Origin of the sequence: Collinsella aerofaciens (genome assembly GCF_015552075.1) — a bacterium.
Classification (GTDB): Bacteria; Actinomycetota; Coriobacteriia; order Coriobacteriales; family Coriobacteriaceae; genus Collinsella; species Collinsella aerofaciens_Y.
In genome coordinates, this window is record NZ_JADNDZ010000056.1 from 1 (window position 1) to 21158 (window position 21158).

The 21158-nt window shown below is 60.2% G+C and carries 16 protein-coding genes; 6 read left to right on the plus strand and 10 right to left on the minus strand.

Features of this window, described 5'->3' with window-relative positions; genetic code table 11:
* Nucleotides 1-86: 86 nt before the first annotated feature.
* The 3 genes from queA to I2D41_RS04015 all read right to left on the minus strand — a co-directional run bounded on the left by queA (nucleotide 87) and on the right by I2D41_RS04015 (nucleotide 2576).
* Nucleotides 87-1298 carry a tRNA preQ1(34) S-adenosylmethionine ribosyltransferase-isomerase QueA gene (queA, locus tag I2D41_RS04005; protein ID WP_195363637.1) on the minus strand — a complete coding sequence of 404 codons (1212 nt, stop codon included), beginning with the start codon at nucleotides 1296-1298 and terminating at the stop codon, nucleotides 87-89.
* Between the two features lie 70 nt (nucleotides 1299-1368).
* The gene (locus I2D41_RS04010; RefSeq protein WP_195363625.1) at nucleotides 1369-1944 is read right to left on the minus strand and encodes an epoxyqueuosine reductase QueH; all 576 of its coding nucleotides are present in this window, start codon (nucleotides 1942-1944) and stop codon (nucleotides 1369-1371) included.
* Between the two features lie 62 nt (nucleotides 1945-2006).
* On the minus strand, nucleotides 2007-2576 hold the full coding sequence (locus I2D41_RS04015) for a DUF3267 domain-containing protein (RefSeq protein WP_195363626.1): 570 nt from the start codon (nucleotides 2574-2576) through the stop codon (nucleotides 2007-2009).
* Nucleotides 2577-2708: 132 nt separating this feature from the next.
* On the opposite strand from I2D41_RS04015, the gene I2D41_RS04020 reads away from it, so the two are divergent.
* Both I2D41_RS04020 and I2D41_RS04025 read left to right on the plus strand, forming a co-directional pair.
* Nucleotides 2709-4859, plus strand: a complete 2151-nt coding sequence (locus I2D41_RS04020; RefSeq protein ID WP_195363627.1) for a methionine--tRNA ligase — start codon at nucleotides 2709-2711, stop codon at nucleotides 4857-4859.
* Between the two features lie 36 nt (nucleotides 4860-4895).
* Nucleotides 4896-5999 (plus strand): RsmB/NOP family class I SAM-dependent RNA methyltransferase, encoded by a 1104-nt coding sequence (locus tag I2D41_RS04025; protein WP_195363628.1) that lies wholly within the window; start codon nucleotides 4896-4898, stop codon nucleotides 5997-5999.
* A gap of 24 nt (nucleotides 6000-6023) precedes the next feature.
* On the opposite strand, the gene I2D41_RS04030 is transcribed toward I2D41_RS04025, so the two are convergent.
* The gene (locus tag I2D41_RS04030; protein WP_158558677.1) at nucleotides 6024-6194 is read right to left on the minus strand and encodes a hypothetical protein; all 171 of its coding nucleotides are present in this window, start codon (nucleotides 6192-6194) and stop codon (nucleotides 6024-6026) included.
* A gap of 191 nt (nucleotides 6195-6385) precedes the next feature.
* Here I2D41_RS04030 and I2D41_RS04035 point away from each other — a divergent pair, with 191 nt between their 5' ends.
* The gene (locus tag I2D41_RS04035) at nucleotides 6386-7477 is read left to right on the plus strand and encodes a beta/alpha barrel domain-containing protein (RefSeq protein ID WP_195363629.1); all 1092 of its coding nucleotides are present in this window, start codon (nucleotides 6386-6388) and stop codon (nucleotides 7475-7477) included.
* A gap of 81 nt (nucleotides 7478-7558) precedes the next feature.
* On the opposite strand, the gene I2D41_RS04040 is transcribed toward I2D41_RS04035, so the two are convergent.
* Complete coding sequence (locus tag I2D41_RS04040) at nucleotides 7559-8449, minus strand: DegV family protein (protein ID WP_195363630.1); 891 nt, start codon at nucleotides 8447-8449, stop codon at nucleotides 7559-7561.
* Between the two features lie 320 nt (nucleotides 8450-8769).
* Between I2D41_RS04040 and I2D41_RS04045 the strand changes: the two genes are divergently transcribed.
* The 3 genes from I2D41_RS04045 to I2D41_RS04055 all read left to right on the plus strand — a co-directional run bounded on the left by I2D41_RS04045 (nucleotide 8770) and on the right by I2D41_RS04055 (nucleotide 11786).
* The gene (locus I2D41_RS04045; RefSeq protein WP_195363631.1) at nucleotides 8770-10686 is read left to right on the plus strand and encodes a fructose-1,6-bisphosphatase; all 1917 of its coding nucleotides are present in this window, start codon (nucleotides 8770-8772) and stop codon (nucleotides 10684-10686) included.
* A gap of 78 nt (nucleotides 10687-10764) precedes the next feature.
* A complete protein-coding gene (locus I2D41_RS04050; protein WP_006235398.1) occupies nucleotides 10765-11160 on the plus strand; it encodes a GtrA family protein in 396 nt (131 codons plus the stop codon).
* 218 nt (nucleotides 11161-11378) lie between these two features.
* Complete coding sequence (locus tag I2D41_RS04055) at nucleotides 11379-11786, plus strand: GtrA family protein (protein ID WP_195363632.1); 408 nt, start codon at nucleotides 11379-11381, stop codon at nucleotides 11784-11786.
* A 160-nt stretch (nucleotides 11787-11946) separates the two neighbouring features.
* Here I2D41_RS04055 and I2D41_RS04060 read toward each other — a convergent pair whose 3' ends face one another.
* The 5 genes from I2D41_RS04060 to I2D41_RS04080 all read right to left on the minus strand — a co-directional run bounded on the left by I2D41_RS04060 (nucleotide 11947) and on the right by I2D41_RS04080 (nucleotide 20866).
* The gene (locus I2D41_RS04060) at nucleotides 11947-12849 is read right to left on the minus strand and encodes a DUF4430 domain-containing protein (RefSeq protein ID WP_195363633.1); all 903 of its coding nucleotides are present in this window, start codon (nucleotides 12847-12849) and stop codon (nucleotides 11947-11949) included.
* Complete coding sequence (locus I2D41_RS04065; protein ID WP_195363634.1) at nucleotides 12839-16624, minus strand: DUF4430 domain-containing protein; 3786 nt, start codon at nucleotides 16622-16624, stop codon at nucleotides 12839-12841. Before I2D41_RS04065 ends, I2D41_RS04060 begins: the two co-directional genes overlap by 11 nt.
* Nucleotides 16625-17054: 430 nt before the next feature.
* Entirely contained in the window at nucleotides 17055-18818 is a 1764-nt protein-coding gene (locus I2D41_RS04070) for an ABC1 kinase family protein (RefSeq protein WP_117639742.1), read from the minus strand.
* Between the two features lie 8 nt (nucleotides 18819-18826).
* Complete coding sequence (locus I2D41_RS04075) at nucleotides 18827-19243, minus strand: hypothetical protein (RefSeq protein ID WP_195363635.1); 417 nt, start codon at nucleotides 19241-19243, stop codon at nucleotides 18827-18829.
* A 99-nt stretch (nucleotides 19244-19342) separates the two neighbouring features.
* On the minus strand, nucleotides 19343-20866 hold the full coding sequence (locus I2D41_RS04080) for a C69 family dipeptidase (protein ID WP_195363636.1): 1524 nt from the start codon (nucleotides 20864-20866) through the stop codon (nucleotides 19343-19345).
* Nucleotides 20867-21158 lie beyond the last annotated feature (292 nt).

Consider the following 21158-nt stretch of genomic DNA (forward strand, 5'->3'; position numbering starts at 1 on the left):
GGTCATGCCCGACGATTGAACGTCAGATTGCCGCTTAGGGGCGTTTGCAGCGTCGGCCGGTTACGGCGTTTGGAAAACGCCGTAACCTACTGAATGAGCATCGCGTCGCCAAAGCTGAAGAAGCGATAACGTTCTTCGATGGCAGCGGCGTAGGCATCCATGATCTGGTCGCGGGTGGCAAGCGCGCTTACGAGCATCATGAGCGTGGAGCGCGGCACGTGGAAGTTCGTGATCAGCGCGTCGACCACGTGATAGGTCGAGCCGGGCATGAGGTAAAGCTGCGTCGTGGCGTTCTCGCGCACCACGATGTCACCGCGGCCAAGCGTATCGGCCCCGTCCTCGCGGCCTTCAAAATAGCGCGCCGTCACGGCCGGATCGGACACCGGCGCGTCCGCGTCAAACGCGCTCTCGAGCGAGCGCACCGCGGTGGTGCCGACGGCGATCACACGATGACCCTCGGCCTTGGCCTTGTGCACGGCATCGACAACCTCCTGCGACACGTGGTAGCGCTCGGTGTGCATCACGTGCTGCGTGGGGTCGTCCTCCTCCACCAGACGGAAGGTATCGATACCCACCTCGAGCTCGACGGCGGCAAACTTGGCACCCTTGGCCTCGATAGCGGCCATGAGCTCGGGCGTAAAGTGCAGACCCGCCGTGGGAGCGGCAGCCGAGTGCTCCTCCTTCATGGCGTAGACGGTCTGGTACTTCTCGGGATCGCCCTCGTAATCGGTAATGTAGGGCGGCAGCGGCACGTGACCGGCGGCGTGAATAGCCTCGTCGAGCGTGCGCGGCTCGCCGGCGGCATTGCAGCCGGCCGGCTCAAAACGCACCAGGCGGCCGCCGCGGCTATCGGTGACAAAGTCGACAACCTCGGCCGTCAGCACCACGGGAGCCCCCTCGGGCGCATGGGCGCCACCGGCGCGATACTCAATATGAGCACCGGGCTTCAGGCGCTTGCCCGGCTTGACCAGACACTCCCAAACGTGACCCAGCGGGTCAACATCCTCGCGGCGCTTGAGCAGCAGTGTCTCGACCACGCCACCCGAGCCCGCCTTGCGACCGATAAGACGGGCCGGCATCACGCGCGTCTTGTTGATGACGAGCACGTCGCCCGGCTCGATATAGTCGATGATGTCGCGGAAGATGCGGTGCTCAACGGTACCGCCGTGCTCCAACGGCGTTCCCGCCTGGGAGCCCTTGCGATCCACCACCAGCAGGCGGCAGGAGTCGCGCGGCTCGGCAGGCGCCTGGGCAATCAGTTCCTCAGGAAGGTTATAGTCAAAATCATCGGTACGCATAGACACGTCGGATACTCCTTATATAGCTAAAGTCCGCTCTACATCCTAGCAGGCTGACGTCCCAAATGAACTACTTTTTGGCAGCCTTGCGCTCGTCGCGAATGCGGGCGCGGTCCATGGCCGCCTCGACAGCCGAGAAGCGGCAACCACAGTAATTCTGCCGATACATGCCCAGCTCGCGCGAACGACGCGTGGCCTCGGAATAATACGGGCGAAAATCGCGAATGACCGGGGTGAGCCCATGTACCGCTGCCAAGCGTTCCAGCACATCATTGCAGGTCTCGAACAGCTGATACGGCGAGACGGCGAGCGTCGTGCCCACATATTCGAACCCGCGCTCCTGGGCCATGCGGCACGCCTCGGCCAAGCGCAAGGCATAGCACGCACGACAGCGACGGGGCCGATCGGTACCCAGCGGTGCCACGCCGGTCTCCCAGCGATCGCGGTCCTCCCCCGCCTCGATAAGCTCGATGTCGCCATCGGTACACCACCGGCGCAGCTCGTCCAAGCGGCGCTGCCATTCATCGCGCGGTTGAATATTGGGGTTGGTCCAGCAAATCGTGGGCTCAAACCCTTCCTCGCGCAGCAGGCGAACCGGCTCCAGCGAGCACGGCGCGCAGCAAGCATGCAGCAGCAACGGCTTCATCAACATCTCCTCCCCCGCAATGATTTTTTAATCCCCGTCCCAGAAAAATCATCCCAAAAAGACTACCTTGCGAAAAAGCGCACGCCAAAGGACGTGTCCTCGCAAGCGACAATGCGACGGTCGCGCAGAATGGTCCGCACGTAATACCAATCGCCCACGCAACCCGACAAATGCAAGCCGGCCGCCAGGTAGCACAGCAGCGGATAGCCCGAGAACGCAAACCCCAGGGCAAACGCCGTCGTCAAGGCAACCGTCGGCGCCAGGCAAACCGCCATGTACCGCCGGCGCGAATACACAACGCCCTCGGCGCAGGCGTAAATCATGCAGGTTTCGAGATTTGCCCCAAAGGTCACCCGAGCACCGGCGGGCGCGAACAGCTTAAAGAACACCGAGTGCACCAGCTCGTGCACGGCAAATGACGCCGCCGAAACCGCAGCCAAGCCGACTATCCAGCCCACGACAGCCATCCAGCCGCCCGCGTCAGCCGCATCCAAGTCTGCAGGCCCGCCCAGCAGCATAAACACCGGCACCAGGCACACGGCAAACACGCCGACTACGACCATCCCCCACACGAAGCAAGCGTGCAGAAAATCCTCGTCCTCAAACGCATGTATGTTGGAAATCTCATTCATAGCATCTTAGGATAGCGCCCCTGCCACGCACCCGCCCGCATGTGCGATAATGTCGAACGATATGCACGAATTGACCACCGCGCCGCCGAGCCCCGCGCCCGGCCGCGCCCTCACCATATGCGAAGGAGTCCCATGGCATCCAAATACTCCATGAACGACCGTCCCAGCTGGCCTCGCCGCGCCATCGTTACCGCCGGCGAGCCCTACGGCAACAAGGGCCTTCACTTTGGCCACGTTGGCGGCGTCTTTGTCCCTGCCGACTTCTTCGCCCGCTTCCTGCGCGACCGCCTGGGCCGCGAGAACGTCATCTTCACCTCGGGCACCGACTGCTATGGCTCGCCCATCATGGAGAGCTACCGCAAGCTCAAGGAGAACGAGGGCTACGACAAGTCCATTAGCGAGTATGTCGAGTCCAATCACTCCCGCCAGGCCGCGACCCTCAACAACTACAACATCAGCTGCGACATCTACGGCGGCTCGGGCCTTGAGCCGGCTGCGCAGATTCACAACGAGGTGACCGCCGAGATTATCAAGCGCCTGCACGAGCAGGGCACCATCTCAAAGCGCTCCACGTTGCAGTTCTACGACGCCAAGGCCGGTACGTTCCTCAACGGCCGCCAGGTGATCGGCCGCTGCCCCATCCAGGGCTGCAAGTCCGAGAAGGCTTATGCCGACGAGTGCGATCTGGGTCACCAGTTTGAGCCCGAGGAGCTCATCGCGCCCAAGAGCCAGCTCACTGGCGAGGTACCCGAGCTGCGCCCGGTAGACAACCTCTACTTCGACCTGCCAGCCTACCTCGACTTTATGAAGACCTATACCGCCAAGCTCGCCCAGAACCCGCAGGTTCGCTCCGTGGTCTCCAAGACTATGGAGGAGTGGCTGCTGCCGGCCCAGCTCTACATCCAGAACAAGTTCCGCGAGGCCTTCGATGCCGTCGAGGATCAGCTTCCTGAGCACACCGTGCTGGAGCCCGAGGGCAACAAGAGCAGCTTTACCGTCACCTTCCCCAGCTGGAAGGAGCGCGACGATGCCCACGCAGTGCTCGCCAACGGTGGCGTGCGCTTCCGCAGCGGCAAGGCGCTCGTGCCCTTCCGCATCACCGGCAACATCGACTGGGGCGTTCCGGTGCCCGAGGTCGATGGCGTCTCCGACGTCACCTGCTGGTGCTGGCCCGAGAGCCTGTGGGCGCCCATCAGCTATACGCGTACCGTGCTCGCGCGCGATGCCAAGGCCGCCGGCGTGACCGAGGGCGTCGCCGCCCAGGATGCCGCCCTCATGGGCGAGCCCGCCGCCGACTCCACGCAGGTGCCCGCACCCACCTACCAGCACAGCTCGCTCGACTGGCGCGACTGGTGGTGCTCTGACGACGCTCAGATTTACCAGTTCATCGGTCAGGACAACATCTATTTCTACTGCATCGCGCAGACCGCCATGTGGGAGGCCCTGGGCTGGGACCTCACGCAGAGCACCGTCAGCGCCTGCTACCACCTGCTCTACATGGGCAAAAAGGCCAGCTCGTCCTCGCAGACGCCTCCCCCGCCGGCAGACGACCTGCTCAACCACTACACCTGCGAGCAGATGCGCGCGCACTGGCTGTCGCTCGGCCTATCCGAAAAGCCGGTGAGCTTTAGCCCCAAGGCATACGACACGCGTGTGACCGGCAAGGACAAGGACGGCAACGAGGTACGCGCCTGCGACGACAAGCGCGTTATCGACCCGGCCCTTAAGGAGAGCGCCCTTTTGACCGGCGTGTTCAACCGTCTGGCCCGCAGCTGCTTCTACGGCGTCGCCGTCAAGGAAGGCGACGAGAGCCCCTACCGCAACGGCTGCATCCCCGCCGGTGCCGCTTCTGACACCGTGGTCGAAGCCGCCCAGCAGGCAGCCCTCGCCTTTGAGCAGGCCATGTACAAGTTCGAGACGCACCGCGCGCTTGCCGTGTGCGACGACTACCTGCGCGCCGCCAACAAGCGCTGGAGCGACGCCTCCAAGGCCGCCAACAAGCTCGAGGGCGAGCCGGCCAATGCCGCGATGACGCAGGCCCTTGTCGACGCCTTTACCGAGCTGCGCGTGGCGACCGTCCTGATGCACGGTATTGTGCCGGCCGGCTGCGAGCTCATCTGCGAGTACTTCGACGTCGACCCGGTCGCTTTCTTTAGCTGGGATAACATCTTTGCCTCCACGGACGAGTTCGTGGAGATCCTGGGCGAGAAGCCCGGCGAGCACCGCGTGAAGCCGCTGCCCCCGCGCTTCGACTTCTTTAGCAAGCACGAGAGCCAGTACTAAACACTCGACATGTAACGGAATGGGAAGGAAAGACGGATGTCCAAGCCGCGTCGTCGTAAGCAGAAAAAGCAGGTCAAGGCCGAGCTCAAGCTCAGGCAGTTTGCTGCTACCGAGCTTTCCGACCAGCTTGCCGCCCAACACTCCGCCGCCGACCTGCCGCGCTTTATGGTCGACACGGTCGCCGGCGCCTATGCGCCCGCCGATGCCGAGCTCATGATCGAGGGCTTCGGCGCCGCGGCCACACGCCCGGTCACGCTGCGCGCAAACACGCTCAAGGCAACCGCCGAGGACATCGCTGCGGCGCTCGATGCCGCCGGCATCGCTCACAACCCCGTCACCTGGTACCCAGACGCCTTCATCCTGCCCGAAGCACAGGTTTCCGACCTATGGGACCTCGACATCTACCGCGACGGCAAGATCTACTTGCAAAGTCTGTCGTCTATGATGCCGCCGTTGGTCCTGGGCGCCCAGGCAGGCGAGGACATCCTGGACATGTGCGCAGCCCCTGGCGGCAAGACGACGCAGATCGCCGCCCTCACGCAGGGGCAGGCGCACCTTACCGCCTGCGAGATGAGCATTCCCCGCGCCGAGAAGCTCGAAGCCAACCTCCACCGCCAAGGCGCAAAAAACGTGCCCGTCATGCGCATCGACGCACGCGAGCTCGACGAGTTCTTCCGCTTTGACCGCATCCTGCTCGACGCTCCCTGCACCGGCACGGGCACCGTAATCAGCGGCAACGAGAAAAGCCTGCGCGGCCTGACCGAGCAGTTGCTGAGCAAGTGTGCCCGCTCGCAGCGTGCGCTTCTGGACCGCGCCATGGGAGCCCTCAAACCGGGCGGCACGCTCGTCTATTCGACTTGTTCGATCTTGCCGCAGGAAAACGAGGACGCCCTGCAAGAGGCCCTCGACAAGCATATGGACTGCGAGCTCATCCCCCTCGACGGCACGCCAAGCGAAAGTGAGGCACGCCGCGCCCAGGAAGCTGGTGAGGAGCCGCGCATCGAGTCCAACGCCCTGACCGAGGCCATTGCCGCGGGTCAGGTATCGGCCATCGCCAACGGCCTGCCCGGCACGCTCACCATTCCGCCTAGCCGCGACTTTGAGGGCTTCTACATTGCCCTGATCCGAAAACGCAGCTAGCGCACGGATCCAAAACTCAACAAGCTATCTCCGTGCGCGTTTGCTCTGCTGGTCGCGATGCTGTTTAAGCGTCGCGCGCTCCTTGCGTTCGGCCCTTTTGCCCTTAATGGCCGTGACCACAAAGTAGATGACCGCGGCGGCAACGATTGCGCCCACGCACAGGCCAATCGAGCTAAACATTGCTGTCAATTCCATACCGCGTCACCTCTCTTTTAAACGGGACATTCAAGATAGCACCTCAATACCCGCCACCACAGCTCCTTCACGTTCGCCGGCCCTTCGGTCTAACGGATGGCGCGGCGGGGAAAAATCAACTCGTCAAACGATTTAGCATTCGCAATTCCGGCTGCATCGCGCCGGCCGTCATCACATAGAATCGAGCTTCCATGGATACCCTCAACGATCTAAATGAGCGCGTCGACGCCTTCGTCGGCACCAGCTCCTTCGACACGCCTGCCGCGGCAAACGACCAAGCCCCCATCGATGTGCCCGCCGAGGTTCACGAGGACATCGTCGCCTCGGTCGATTTCTCCGAGGTCGAGCTCGCAGACGAGTTCACCGAGCCCCAGGTAGCCGTGACCCCCAACGGACTGCTTCCCATGGAGCCGCTGCCCATCGACGGGCGCCTGCGCAAGGCGGCCCTTCGCATGCCTGACGAGATTGAGGAGGCCAGCGGCTTCACGCTCTTCGGCCGTCGTATCAAATCGCTCATCTACACCACCGACGTCGCGGTCATCCGCAACTCCAACGCCGATGCCGTCTTTGCCGTTTACCCCTTCACGCCGCAGCCCGCCATTACGCAGGCGCTGCTGACCGTCGCCGAGTGCCCGGTCTTCGTAGGCGTGGGCGGTGGCACCACCACCGGCAAGCGCTCCGTTCAGATGGCAGCCGTCTCCGAGATGCAGGGCGCGGCGGGCTGTGTGGTCAACTCCCCCGCCACCGCCGAGATGGTCGAGCACATCACCAACATCGCCGACATCCCCGTCATCGCTACGGTCGTTCGCTGCGACGACGATGCCCACGCCAAGGTGCGCGCTGGAGCCAAGATTTTCAACATCGCCGCCGGCAAGAACACGCCCCAGGTCCTACGCGAGCTGCGCAAGCACTATCCCAACCTGCCGCTCATCGCGCCGGGCGGCAAGACGCCCGAGAGCATCCGTGAAACCATCGCCGCCGGCGCCAACGCCATCATCTGGACGCCGCCTTCGGCCCAGCAGCTGCAGACCGACATGATGCAGCGTTATCGCAAGATGAAGGAAGACGCCACACCTGTCATCTCGCACGACGATGTGCCCATTATCGACCAGGTCTCCGCCGCCGAGGTCAGCCAAGTCGAGAACATGAATCCCGACGTGCCGATTCCCGACGAAGTCATCGAGCGCGTCGCTTCGATCCACGAGCGCGTCGAGGAGCATCGCGCCAACCGCGGCCTCAAGCCGTCACTGCACGGCTTCTTCTTCCGCGGAAAGAAACGCTAACCCCAACAGCAAGGCCCGCCCCACAAACGTGAGGCGGGCCGTTTTCGTTTGAGCAATCATGCAGCGATGTGATGGGGCAAACTAATTCACGCGCTTGTCGCCCATAAAGAAGAGCGCCACCGTACCAGGTCCAGTATGCGAGCCAATCAGAGTACCGATGTTATTGATCTCAATCTTGCCTTTAAGCTGCGGAATCTGTTCCTCGATCAGCGCCGCAACTGCCTCGGCATCCTCGCGGCACGCCGAGTGCGACATGACGCACTTACCCGAATAATCCGCACCGTCCTGCACGTGTGCCATCATGGTCTTAGCCATCTCGGAAATCGCGCGCTTCTTAGTGCGAATCTTCTCACGTGGCGACAGCCCACCTTCGCAATCGACTGTCATAAGCGGGCAAATCTTAAGCGCCGTGCCGATGATCGCGCTCGCAGCCGAAATGCGACCGCCGCGCAGGTAGCTCGACAGATCGGTCGAGAAGAACCAGTGGTGCAGTTTGAGCTTGTGCTCCTCGATCCAGGCAGCCGTCTCGTCGAGTGAAGCCCCGCTATCGCGCACGTCGGCGGCACATTCCGCCAGCAGGCCAAAGCCCGAAGACGCCGCCAGCGAATCGATGACGCGCACCTTGCCGCCCTGGGGATAGCGATCCGCGAGCATCTGCGCCGCAACGCAAGCCGAGCCATACGTACCCGAAATACCCGACGACAACGTCAGGTGCAGCACGTCTTTACCCTCGGCAACAAGCGGCTCCCAAAACTCCTCGTACTCACCCACGCTCACCTGAGACGTCTTGGGCATGGCGCCTGCGGCAATCTGGGCAAAAAACTCGTCCGGCGTAATCGACTGATACAGATCGTCCGTATAGACAACATCGTCGATCTCGTAATGAAAACACACGACAGGGATATTGCGCGATTCAAAGAACTCCCGAGTTCGATCGGCGGCGGATTCACAGGTCAGGACAAAATCACTCATATGAGGCTCCTTACTCATTGCTGCGCAAATTATCGCACAGTGAGCCTACATACGGTACATATGTCCACTATTTACCAAATCGAACCAAAAATAGCGAACATCTTTACCACCATCGTTTCCACCGACCCCACGCATAAATATCTGAGAAAACACCCTCTATCGTCTCCACCCAACCGCCATATCTACCTTCACTAAATCGATTTACCAAACCGTTCAGCCGACAATTCAGCCGCTGGCGCAAAATCGAAACAAAAGCGGCGCATACTGATAAACGTTTGACGCTGTTTATCAGTTTTATCAACCATATCGGAAGGTGTTTCATGGTCGCATTCGATCGCAATCCGCAAGACTTTAAGTATCTGCGCCTGCTGTCGAGACAGTTCCCCACCGAACAATCCGCATTTACCGAAATTATCAACCTCTCGGCCATCCTCAACCTACCCAAAGGCACCGAGCATTTTATGAGCGACGTGCACGGCGAGTACGAAGCCTTTATGCACATCCTCAACAACTGCTCGGGCGTCGTGCGCGAGCATGTCGACGAGATCTTCGGCGACACGCTCTCCTTTGACGAGAAGGGCGAGCTGTGCACGCTCATCTACTATCCGCGCGAGAAGATCGACCTGGTCCGCAGCCGGCGCGAGGACTCGCCCACCTGGTACAAGACGATGCTTGACCAGCTCATCATGGTCGCGCGTTCGCTTTCAAGCCGCTACACGCGCTCCAAGGTGCGTAAGGCCATCCCGCGCGACTACGCCTATATCATCGACGAGTTGTTGCACACGCACCCGGACGAGAACAACTATCGCGTGCGCTATCACGAGCGCATCGTGGAGTCCATCCTGGAGACCGCAAGCGCCGACGATTTTATCGAGTCGCTCGCCTCGCTTATCAAGCGCCTGGCCGTCGACCACCTGCACCTGGTGGGCGACATCTTCGACCGCGGCGGCGGCGCGGCCAAGATTATGGACCGCCTGCTCACCTACCATTCACTCGACATCCAGTGGGGCAACCACGACCTGCTGTGGATGGGCGCTGCGGCCGGTGAACCTGCCTGCATCGCCACGGTGCTGCGCAACAACCTACGCTACGACAACTACGAGATCCTCGAGAACGACTACGGCATCTCGCTGCGCGAGCTTGTCGCCTTTGCCGATGCCACCTACACCGCCGGTGAGTCCATCACCCCGCTGATCAAGGCCATCAACGTGCTGCTCTTTAAGCTCGAGGGCCAGATTATCCAGCGCCACCCCGAGTTCGATATGACCGACCGTCTGTTACTCGACAAGATCGATCACGACACCGGCACGGTCACGCTCGCCGATGGCAGCGTGTGGCCGCTCACGACCAGCGACTTCCCCACCGTCGACCCGGCGGACCCCTATACGCTCACGCCCCAGGAGCAGCACATCATCGACAAGCTCGTGTCCGAGTTTGTCACCGCCGATCACCTGCATCGCCATATCGATTTCCTCTATTCCCACGGCTCGATGTACAAGGTCACCAACGGCAACCTGCTCTTCCACGGCTGCGTTCCGCTCAACGAAGACGGCACCTTTAGCAGCATGAACTGTCTGGGCACCTGGCACGCTGGCCGCGATTATCTCGATTTTTGCGACCACATCGCCCGCCGCGCCTGGCGCGTGGGCGACCGCGATGCCCTCGACTGGATGTGGTACCTGTGGATTGGCTTCAATTCACCCGCCAGCGGACGCCTGGTGCGTACCTTTGAGCGCGCCTATATCGCCGATAAGAGCACCTGGGTCGAGCCGATGGACCCGTACTTTACGCTTACCAAGTCGCCCTCGGTCTGCGATGACATCATGCGCGAGTTTGGCGTCGCGCCCATGGCATGCTCGCCGACCGGCCACATCATCAACGGCCATACACCCGTCAAGACCACCAAGGGCGAGCAGCCCATCCGCGCCGAGGGCAAGCTGCTGGTTATCGATGGCGGCTTCTGCCGCGCTTACCATCCCAAGACGGGTATCGCCGGCTATACGCTCATCTCGAGCTCGCGCGGCTGCCGCCTCAAGTCGCACCGGGCCTTTACGACGGTTGCCGAGGCACTCACGCGCAACGTGGACATCGAAAGCGAGACCAACCGTTTTGACCAAGCAGACCGTCGCCGCATGGTGAGCGACACCGATACTGGCGCCAAGATCCGCAGCCAGATCCAGGACCTGCGCCAGTTGCTCGATGCATATAGAAACGGTGCTATCGAGGAGCGCGCCTAGCACCACCCCCGGGGATTGGCTAAACTTGCTAAGTTTGTCATCCCCGCGGCGCTTCGGCGCCAGCTTAAGGCAGGTACCATGCAAAAGCTCCTTGCGCAGATCATGAAATTTGGCGTTGTCGGTGTCATTGCCACGGTTATCGACTTTGGCATTATGAATCTGCTCCACTACGGTCTGGGCCTCAACATCCTGATTGCCAACACCAGCGGCTTTATCATCTCACTCATCTTTAACTACCTCGCCAGCATGAAGTACGTGTTTGCGCACAAGGAGGGCATGAGCCGCCGCCGCGAGTTCATTATCTTTGTCGTGCTGTCCGTGATCGGCCTGGCACTCAACGACGGTATCGTGTTGACACTCAACGCCGGCCTGGGACTCGAGGCCAATATCGCCAAGATCTGCGCCACCGCGCTTGTCATGGTCTACAACTTTGTGACCCGAAAGATCTTCCTGGAAGGCGACGAGACCAAGTAACTCGCAACCTTGCAGCTTTACGATGCCCACGGATGACGCACGTCGAGCGCTGTGTTGTTCGTGGGCTTTGCTCGTTTACGGGCAAATTTTCAACGTTTGCGGATTAGCTCTTGAAAATTTGGCGAGTTCGTATAGTTCTTGGCAAAGACCTTACGTTTCCCTTGCAAAAGCTCTAAAGTATCCTCTGCTCGATTCATCAACGCATTGGATGTGATTACGTGCGCAAGGCACTGGCACAACCTCATACCAAGCAGTTCCTCAAGTTCGCTGTCGTGGGTCTTATCTCCTTTGGCATCGACTGGGGTATGCTCATTGCGCTTGTCGAGCTGTTTCACCTCGACTTTTTGATGAGCACCACGGTCTCGTTTACCACGTCCGTCGTGGTCAACTACTGGCTTAGCATGAAGTTCGTGTTCGACCATCGCGAGGGAATGAGCCGCAAGCGCGAGTTCACGATCTTCACCATCCTGTCGGTGATCGGTCTGGGCCTCAACGACCTATACATGTTTGTGGGCGTCACGTTTTTGAGCATCGGCTACCAGGCCATGAAGGCCATCGCCACGTTCCTCGTCACCTGGTACAACTACTTCAGCCGTCGCTTCTTTCTCGAGGGCGCACGGTCGTAGTCGATTCGCTATTTGCTTGAATGTATAACCGGTTGGAATTCCCATTCCAACCGGTTTTTTTGTTTGCCGAAAGACCCGGCGACCCAGTCCCATTCACTTGAAAAACGGGCGGCCCGGATGTTGGTCCGAACCGCCCGTCTGGCGCGCTATGTCGAGGCCTCTAGCCTGTAACGTAATACCAGACCACGTTGTCGCCGTTGGAGAGAACGTAGTTGCTGCAGGCCGTCATGGGCGTTGAGCCGTTGACGGAGTACATCCAGCCGCTCGTGCCGCCGTACTGTTTCTCGGCCAAACCACCAATCGCGGAGACATACGTGCCGTACGACGAGCCATGTGCGTTGACGGAAAGACCCAGCGCGCACAGGGCATCGTAGACGGTAGCACCTTCGTTAAAGGTAAAGGTGCCACCAGAAGACACAGGATTGCCCACAGCGCTCGATGTGACCGAAACCGTCACTGTTATGTAGCTGGACTCCTGCGAGCCGCTCTGGCCGCCCGAGGAGGCGTTTCCACCATTAGAGGATGAGGCTCCATCAGACGACTGGCCACCGCCCGAAGAAGCACCGCCAGACACATTGGAAGTATCGCCGGCTCCCGTATTTTGGGCAGCGGATTTATCGCCAGACTTCTTGCCGTTCTGACCATCGGACTTCTTGCTATCCGAGCTTTTATCCGGTTCCTTGTCCGAAGACTCGGAATCGTCCTTGGCGTCGTTCGAACCCTTGGACTCGTCTTTTGCATCATTCGATGACTTGGAGCCCTCGGAACTGGCCTCGCCCGAAGTCGTAGTCGAGCCAGACGCCTTGGTGTCCTTGGTGACGACGCTCTCCCCCGTCACGGTCTGAATGATCCAGTCGATGGACCAGACACCGCTTGTGGAAGGATGGACGAAACCCAGCGAGACGACGATCAGAATGGTGCACGCGGCAGTCAGAACACCGAGAAGCGCCTTGCGACGAGAGGCGGACGCCGCCGAAGCGGCGCCCTTTTTCTTTGGGTCATCGAGCTGGATAAACGAGGGGTCGGGCTGTTGCCCGTTAGTCTCCTTGGGCTTATCGGGCATTACCGTCACCCTTGCCGCGCTTGGTCAACACGAAGACGGCGATGAGCGCAAGGCCAATCACGCCGGCGGCGATGCCAACGATGGCGAGCGGGTTGGTGCCAGTCTCCTGCTCGACAGTACTAGAGGACTTCTTAGCAGTGGTCGTGGAAGCAGCACCCGTATCGGACTTGGAATCGGACTTCTTGTCGGACTTGCTTTCCTTCTTGTCAGACTTCTTCTCGTCCTTCTTATCGGACTTATCGGAGTCCTTCTTGTTGGACTTGTTGTCCTTGGTCTCGCTCTTGGTCGACACCGTCGTCTTGGTCACCGGCTTCTTGCCCGGGGCAATAGCGCCGCCCTTCGAGCCGGAGCCAGAACCCGCGCCAGCGCCAGTGCCGGAACCAGTACCGATACCAGAACCGCCGCCATTCGAACCAGCGCCGCCATTACCGCCAGGGTTAACGGCATTCTTGGTCCACTTGGCATACAGCGTCAGGTCGGCCGTTACCGACGTGCTAAAGTCATACGCCTGCGTGCAAGCCTCATCGGTATACCAACCGCCGAAAGTGTAGCCATCGCGCGTCGGATCGGCCGGCTTGACCAGCTTGCCATCGGCCGTAGCAACAAACTTAGTGTCGCAAGCAGACCCGCCATTGGAATTAAAGGCAACCGTCCAAGACTCAACGGCCCCGAGCTTGAACAGCGCGCCCGAGTCATTGATGTAGTACAGGTTGCCAGAAGCATCGGCAATGACCGGAGAGTCACAGTACTGGTAATGGCCAGCCGCATCATAAATCTGCGTCGCCTCTGCATCGCCGAGCGTATAGCGATACACGCCACCTCCAGCAGAGTAGTTGACGTAATCCTTGCTATCCGCGCTGTTAACGGTGAAGTACACATAGGTCTTGCCGCCCTGAACACTCACCAGCGGAGTAGCAGCAATACCGTTAAATCCGGCCGGAAGTTCTTTACCGTCAGCAGCGGTGACCATCGTGGTCTTACCGGTCTTCAGATTATAGAGAGCCAGAGCAGAGCCAGTAGCCGTCTGTCCGCCGACAATCAAGTTTTCGCCAGCCACCGCCGGTGCGCTCATGTTATTAGTAAGACCCAGATCGACAGTCTTCTGCTCGCTCAGTACGCCCTTCGCCGAAAGCGAAATCACATGGAGCTTTCCATCGTGCGTCATCTGATAGAAGGTCGAACCATTGAACGAATCGGCGACACAGTCGGCGTTCGCGAGAGCGCCGAGCTTCATGGTCGAAACGACATCGCCCGTCGTCTTATCAATGCACTTAAGCGTGCCCGCGCTCGTAGGAACGATGGCATACTTATCCGTCAAAGCCGCACCAGTCCAGTAATAGCCCTCGGCAGGGTCGATGTTCTGCCAAGAGACTTCGCCCGTGGCAATCTTGATACGCTTAAGGGAGCCGTTGCCGTAGGTCGCGTTGTAATTCTCATCATACGAAATATCGACCGAGCCTACATAGACGTACTCGCCGTCCGAAACGACGGTGCAGGAGCTCTGCGTCAAGTCCGTCAAACCAGGCGTCAGCCACTTGCAGATCAGCTTGTCTGCAGTAATCGCCTGGACCGCACCGCCGTTGAGCGGAACGATGATAAGGCCATTGGTATAGATCGGACGAGAGGTATAGCTTACCTTGGAGGCAAGCGGCGCAGAGGCAACCTTTTTGCCCGTGGACGAATCGATCTTAATGAGCTCGTTCTCGGTCGCAATGTACACAAAGCCGTTAGCGATGACAGGCTCGCTGCAGTTGGCATACTGCTGACCAGACTCGGCCTTCCAATCGAAGGCCCACTTAAGACCGGCGGCCTGCGCAGGCGTCTTGGCATCCGTTACGGTCGAACCGTTGCCACTGTTGCCGTAGCCGGCCCACTCGGCATCCCAATCAGGAGTTGTCGCGCTCGGATCCACGACAATCTTGTCGGGATCGGGCATGGGCGAATTATCGGTGGTATAGGCAAGCGTGACCTTATCGCCGCTCTGGAGCGTAATCTGATTGGCGCAGAGTAAGGAGGGCTCTCCGTTGATATACAGGTGCCAATATTTATTGGTCGCAGCATCCCAGACATACGGCTTGTGATCGAACGGCGAAGTAATGGAATTCAGGAGCCAGTATGCACCGCTCTGGGAGGCGTTGTAATCAACGCCCTTCTCCTTCAGAACCGTCTCAATAAGGTCCTGGGCCGTAGAGCCTTCGGGCAAAGAAACATTGCTTGCCGAGCCCCAGCGAATATTGTTGCCGTTGACATCGGGACCGATAACATCGACGGACCCAAGAACCTGACCGGGGAGGGCATCGGCGTCAGCACCATACATAAAGGTGACGGTATCGCCCTCTTGGAGCTTGTAGGCACCGGCGCCAACGTTGGCGAACTTGCCATTTACGTAGAAGTGCCAATAGCTTTTGGTCGCAGCGTCCCAGCCATAGGATTTACCATCGAACGGCGAAGTAATGCCGTTGAGGAACCAGCCCCAAGACGATTCGCCAGCATCGAGAGTAAGGCCGGTCTGCTCAAGGAGATCCTTGGCAGTAGAGCCTGACTTGAGACTCGTCTGGCCCGTCGAAGCCCAAACCTGCTGCTTGCCGTCCTTGTCCTTACCGAGGACCTGAACGGAAGCATGGACGGAATCGGACGGCAACTGGTCGCCCCAGCCACCGTAGAACCACGTAACGGTATCACCAGCATGAATGGTGACATTGTCTGCCGTGTAGTCGCTCGACTTGCCGTTGATGAACAGCTGCCAATAGGTCGAATAATCGAGCGGCGTACCCAGCTCAACGCCGTTGTACTTAAGGCTCAAAATGATGGAGCCCGCAGCAAAGGCGTCGATGCCATTTGCCTCGAGCGCGACCTTCGTAAGGTCAAGTGCGCTCGAGCCGGACGTCACCACATACTGCGCGTTATCGACCCAAGCCTGAGTCTTGCCCTGGGCATCGCGACCAATGACGGTCACATTTGCGGCAACCTGGTCCTTAACGACAGGGGACGCGCTACCAGCCGTATAGGCAAACTCAATCTTCTGCCCCTGGGTGAGCTTGACGCTGCTCGCGCCAACCGAGGAAGACGCGCCGTCGACGAACAGCTGCCAGTAGGCATAAGTCGCCGGATCGAAAGCAAGCGTGCGGCCATCGCTCGGGGATGTGATGCTTTTGAGGTAGAACCCGTATGCCGTGTTCGGATCGTAGTCCGCCTTGAAGCCCGTCTTCTCCTGCAGCTTAATGAAGGCATCCGCAGCCGTCGCGCCCTCGTCGAGCTTGAGCTGCGTAGGTGCCACCCACGTCTGAGCCTTGCCGTCGGCATCGGTGCCGATAATCGAGAACGAGACCTCGACTTGCTTCTTGGCGACATCGCCGGTTTCTGTCGGGTTCTCTGTCTGAACGGCAGCCGCGGCGGCAGATTCTGCTTGGCCAGCGGATGCCGCTGAAGACTGCTCGCTCGCGGCAGGGCTCTCCCCCGTCGCCGAGCCTTCGTCGCCAGTTGCTGCCTTTGTTGCGGCGGCACTAGCTGCAGGCGCGCTCCCAGAATCCGAAACCTCGGCGCCGCTCTGCTCAGCGGCACCGCCCGCAAGCGCTGCGTCCTCGCCCGGCGTCGTAGCCTGAGCCACAGCCTCGGCAATGCCCTCGGCGCCCTCGGCCCACAGCTGAGCCGGCGTGGTGCCAAAGGCCATCGCGAAGGCCAGGAATGCCACCAGGCCGCGCTTGGCTATACCGCGTGCAATCGCGCCACGGCGATGCATCGAGGCGCGCTCGCGCTCGTCCTCAAACATATCCATTTGTCCCCCATTGTCTGTACTTGGAGCATTGCCTTGAGACTGTCCCACGTCATCGCGCATGTTGCGCTCGAGTTCCCCCATCGGGGTTCCCTTCCCTCCAGAGCCCTATGCACACCGGCGGCATACGCCGCAGCCGCATGCAAGATGGGAGGCGATCCGACTTAACCTTAACGGCTCAGGCGCGCCGTCCGATCTGCGACGCGAACATCCCGAGCCAAGAGGAATTACGGTTACTGGTACAGCCGGGGACTTGCACCCCGATTCTCCCAAACGCGCAGGAAAACCGCGCATTCGTGCGTCTCCGCACCACCATCTAGGCCATCGATTATTACCGTCAAAATGGTATCACGCAAAAGGGCCCCGCACACAGGCGAAGCCCAAGGTAAAAGCTATTGTTTGCGATAGGAAAATGCGGTGACGGTCGCAGCCTCTAGTGTTTGCCGCCGTGGCTGTTGAGCCAGATATTGCGGCCCAGCATAAGCGCCAGCACCAGCGCGCTCACGTAGCCCATAAAGCCAATGACCGGGATACCAAACACAACCGGCTCGATGCGTGCGTAGTACACCACCGACGAACCGATAAACAGGCCGGCGATAACGATAGCCATCGACATGCGGTCGATAATTCCGCCCAGCTGTCGCAGCGCCTTATCGCTGCTCATGATCTGCGTGTTCACCTTAAGCTGGCCGCGCGTAAGCATGCGCGAAGCCAGCCCCAGGTACTCAGCCGCCTCGAGTGAGCCCTTCGCCGCGCGATAGCTGCTCGCGGCAAGATCGCGCCCCATGTCGCGCACGCGCGCATAGGTGCTTTTCTCGTTTTTAATGTGGGTTTGGATGATCTGGATCATGTTGACGTTGGGCATGTACTCGGTCAACAAACCCTCGAGCGTCACCATGCCGCGCGCGAACATCGTCACCACGCTCGGCAGCTCAACATCATTCTTACGCGCGAGGTTTAACAGCGAGGTCAAAAACTCGCCGATATCCAGATCCTTCAGGTCAAGGCCCGCAAAGTCAGCCACGATGAAGTCAAGATCGGACAAAAAGGCCGAATGATCGAGCTCAGCCGAGTCGCCACGCGTCACGGCGAAGCGCATGAGCGAATCCTTGAGCTTGGGCACGTCACCCTCGGCCACGGCGAAAATCATGTCCTTGACGATACCGCGATCGTGACTCGACATACGTCCGACCATGCCCAAGTCGATAAAGTAGACGATGCCGTCCTTGAGAATGATGTTTCCCGCATGCGGGTCGGCATGGAAAAAGCCGTCATCGAGCACCTGCGTCGAGTAGTCCTCGACGATTGCGGCACCGATCTTTTCCAAGTCATAACCCTCGGCCACCAAGCGTTCAGGATCGGCGATCGAAATGCCGTCGACGTAGTCCATAACCACCACGTGCTCGGTACACAGGTCCAGATAGGATTTAGGGCACGTCACGCCATGAACGCTCTTATGGAACTCGTAGAAGTCGTTGAGGTTTTTTGCCTCGGCCAAAAAGTTGGTCTCCTCGCGAAACGAGGTCCACAGCTCCTCGACTACGCCGTGCAGGTCCACAAACTGATCGGTGTTGACGAACTTGGAAACGATGCGTACCACCGAGCGGATGATATCGATGTCCTGTGCCATAACCTGCTGCGCACCGGGACGCTGCACCTTGACGGCCACGTCCTCGCCCGTCACCAGACGAGCGCGGTGCACCTGCGCGAGCGACGCGCTACCGAGCGGGTTGGGGTCGATCGCATCGAACATCTCCCCCAGGCGCAGGCCGTATTCTTCTTCCAGACAGCTGAGTACGACCTCGTACGGCACCGGCTCCACGTCGGAGCGCAGACGACGCAGCTCGTCGCAAAAGCGCTGCGGCAGAATCTCGGACCGGTTGGCCAGAATCTGCCCCATCTTAACGAACATGGGGCCGAGTTCCTCGAGCAGGCGGCGCAAACGAACCGGCGTGAGGTTATCCCACACGCGGTACTTTTTGACCAGGCGAACAATCTGCCCGATGCGCTCGCGGCGACCCGCCGGCGTGAGCTGGTATTCCTCATCCGGCGCCATCGCGTCGGGCTCCTCGGGCACCATATCGACAGCGCGCGGCTTCTTGCGAGCGCCCGAGACGGCGGCGTCGACCTCATCGACAACCGCCGCCTCGTCACCCAAGGGATCTAGATTGTTGTAATCGGTGGTGGAATCTGCCATCTGCGCTGCTACTCGGCCTCTTCGGTATCCTTCGCATCGTCGGGCTCAACGGACTCGACGGGCACCGAGGTCACGTTGTCCTCGACCGAATCGACGATGTCGCGCACATGGGCCAGGAAGGCCGTGCGCTCGGGGGCGGTCATAACGCGGACGCGGGCAAGGATGAGCTCGTCGAGCACGCGCTGGGCCGCGGTCTCGCCCTGCATGCCCAAGCGCTCGGTCAGATCGGAGATGGTACCGCCGGCCTGCTCGAACATGTCGGACACGCTGCGGGCGATATCGGGGGTGGCGGTGTCCTTGCGGACCTGCTCGCCCTTGGTGTTAAGGTCGTCGAGGACCTTCTTGCCGCCTTCGACAGCAACGGCGGCAGCGCCAAAGCCCACGTTAATGGCGCCGTTAACAAACTGATCGAGTTTCATAACCATGGTTGTCTCCAATCACAAACAACTGCATTGGCGTTCTTGTACCCAAGATTGAGCGAAAGCGACAAAGCGTTTTAGCGCTATTCGATCGACGGGAAACCCTTACCTCACGTTGTCGTTCATCGCAAAAGAGTTCTTCATGGCGCAGCTCGTGGTGTAGAGCACCTTGCCCAGTAGAGCATCGGTCTCTACGCGAACACGCTCGGCAAACTCCTCGTTGGCGCGTGCAAGCTCAGCAGACACCTCGGCCTCGGGCAGAGCGGCTACGGCAGCGTCGACGTCATGGATCTGCTTGTGGCCCATGCCACCGATCTTCTCCTGATAATCCTCGACCGCGCGGCCGCACTCATGGAAGCGGACGTCAGCCAGCGCGCCGATCAGGCGGTTGGCCCAGTAGAAGTTTTCGGACGTCACGCGAGCCTGCGTGTCGGCATAGTACTCGGGCATGGTCTCGACGTTGGCGTACAGCGGAACCAGCGCGTTAAACGAGTTGGAACCAAAGGCCATCCACTGCACGGCGCGGTAGGCCGGCTGCGCATAGGGGCGCAGCTGCAACACGGCAAGCTGGCTGTTGCGGTTGATGCCGATGGGGCGATAGGCACCACGCGTAGCGGGCGTGCCCTTGCTGCCGTAGCAGTCGTACTCCGTGCCCTGGTAGTGGCTCGAGAGTACGTACTTGATGTCCTCGATGGTCACCTTGCGCTCGGGCACGCGGCTCCAGGGGATATCGTCGCTCTCGGGCGTGTAGTCGGCCTCGGGACCATCCCACACGTCGCTGGGGTTGAGGCAGCGCTGCATGTACCAGGCGCGCGGCGTGTTGTAGACGTGGTCGCTGTCGCTGTGCGAGCCAAAGGCCTCGCGCGGGTTAAAGACCGCAGCCGGACCGTCGCCCTCAACGCCCAGCGTCAAATCCAGATGCCACTCGGCCATCCAGGCGCGCAGGTCGGCAGAGCACATGTGGTCGGCCTGGGCGCCCTCGGCGTCATCCAGATCAAAGCTGTCGATACCCAGCTGGTTGGGCATGGTCACATAGGCGTCATCGGGCACACGCTTGGCAATCCAGTGGTGACCGCCGATGGTCTCGAGCCACCAGATCTCGCCTACGTCGCTAAAGGCGATGCCGTTGTTCTCGTAGGTGCCGTAGCGCTCGAGCAGGTCGCCCAGGATACGAACGCCGTCGCGGGCGGACTTAGCGTACGGCAGGACCAAGGTCACCATGTCCTCCTCGCCCAGGCCACCAGGCTGCGCCGGCACATAGCCGTCCTCACCCTCGTTGCCCTTGGCGGGCACGTAGTCCACGAGTGGGTCGGCGCCGCGAACGCGCTCATTGGTGGTGAGCGTCTCAGTTGCGGACATGCCCACATTGAGCTCGTTGAAACCGGCCTCGGCCCAGATGCCGTGGCCCGGAACAACATCGGGGACGCTCGTATAACGCATGGGGCTATCGGGCAGCTCGATGGTCAGGTGGCTCAGGACGCTCGTGTAGACGCGCGGCTGCTCGTCGGGATGCACCACGCGCATACGCTTGGGCTCAAACACCCCGTTGGACGAGTCCTCATTGCGGGCAACCAGCGTCGACCCGTCGTAGCTCGCGTTCTTACCAACCAAAATCGTTGTGCACGGCATGCGCATCCTCCTTGAGCGAAGAAATCAAACGGCAACAGTGTATCGCTTCGGCGCAAAAAGGGCGAAACCACGGCCTCGGCAGCCCCCGTGGTCAAAAAATGCCAAATATGAGTACTGTCACCAATTTAGTGGCAGCAAATTGCACTGTTCCGGGCGCCGGGAATCCTCACCTGTCCAAAAACTGAGTCTAGTAATTCCCCATACGTCCAATAAAATTGGCTCTTTAACGATATTACTTGGTCGCGCGCGCAGACGTGGTGTAAGAGTGTCCTGAGGTCCGTCGCTGCAAGTC

Bases quoted from the DNA above. Each gene is read 5' to 3' on its own strand.
- I2D41_RS04035 (WP_195363629.1), top strand. From the start codon at position 6,386: ATGGATACCCTCAACGATCTAAATGAGCGCGTCGACGCCTTCGTCGGC.
- I2D41_RS04030 (WP_158558677.1), bottom strand. From the start codon at position 6,194: ATGGAATTGACAGCAATGTTTAGCTCGATTGGCCTGTGCGTGGGCGCA.
- I2D41_RS04080 (WP_195363636.1), bottom strand. From the start codon at position 20,866: ATGCCGTGCACAACGATTTTGGTTGGTAAGAACGCGAGCTACGACGGG.
- I2D41_RS04010 (WP_195363625.1), bottom strand. From the start codon at position 1,944: ATGAAGCCGTTGCTGCTGCATGCTTGCTGCGCGCCGTGCTCGCTGGAG.
- I2D41_RS04070 (WP_117639742.1), bottom strand. From the start codon at position 18,818: ATGGCAGATTCCACCACCGATTACAACAATCTAGATCCCTTGGGTGAC.
- I2D41_RS04050 (WP_006235398.1), top strand. From the start codon at position 10,765: ATGCAAAAGCTCCTTGCGCAGATCATGAAATTTGGCGTTGTCGGTGTC.
- queA (WP_195363637.1), bottom strand. From the start codon at position 1,298: ATGCGTACCGATGATTTTGACTATAACCTTCCTGAGGAACTGATTGCC.
- I2D41_RS04015 (WP_195363626.1), bottom strand. From the start codon at position 2,576: ATGAATGAGATTTCCAACATACATGCGTTTGAGGACGAGGATTTTCTG.
- I2D41_RS04025 (WP_195363628.1), top strand. From the start codon at position 4,896: ATGTCCAAGCCGCGTCGTCGTAAGCAGAAAAAGCAGGTCAAGGCCGAG.
- I2D41_RS04060 (WP_195363633.1), bottom strand. From the start codon at position 12,849: ATGCCCGATAAGCCCAAGGAGACTAACGGGCAACAGCCCGACCCCTCG.
- I2D41_RS04020 (WP_195363627.1), top strand. From the start codon at position 2,709: ATGGCATCCAAATACTCCATGAACGACCGTCCCAGCTGGCCTCGCCGC.
- I2D41_RS04075 (WP_195363635.1), bottom strand. From the start codon at position 19,243: ATGGTTATGAAACTCGATCAGTTTGTTAACGGCGCCATTAACGTGGGC.
- I2D41_RS04040 (WP_195363630.1), bottom strand. From the start codon at position 8,449: ATGAGTGATTTTGTCCTGACCTGTGAATCCGCCGCCGATCGAACTCGG.
- I2D41_RS04065 (WP_195363634.1), bottom strand. From the start codon at position 16,624: ATGGATATGTTTGAGGACGAGCGCGAGCGCGCCTCGATGCATCGCCGT.
- I2D41_RS04045 (WP_195363631.1), top strand. From the start codon at position 8,770: ATGGTCGCATTCGATCGCAATCCGCAAGACTTTAAGTATCTGCGCCTG.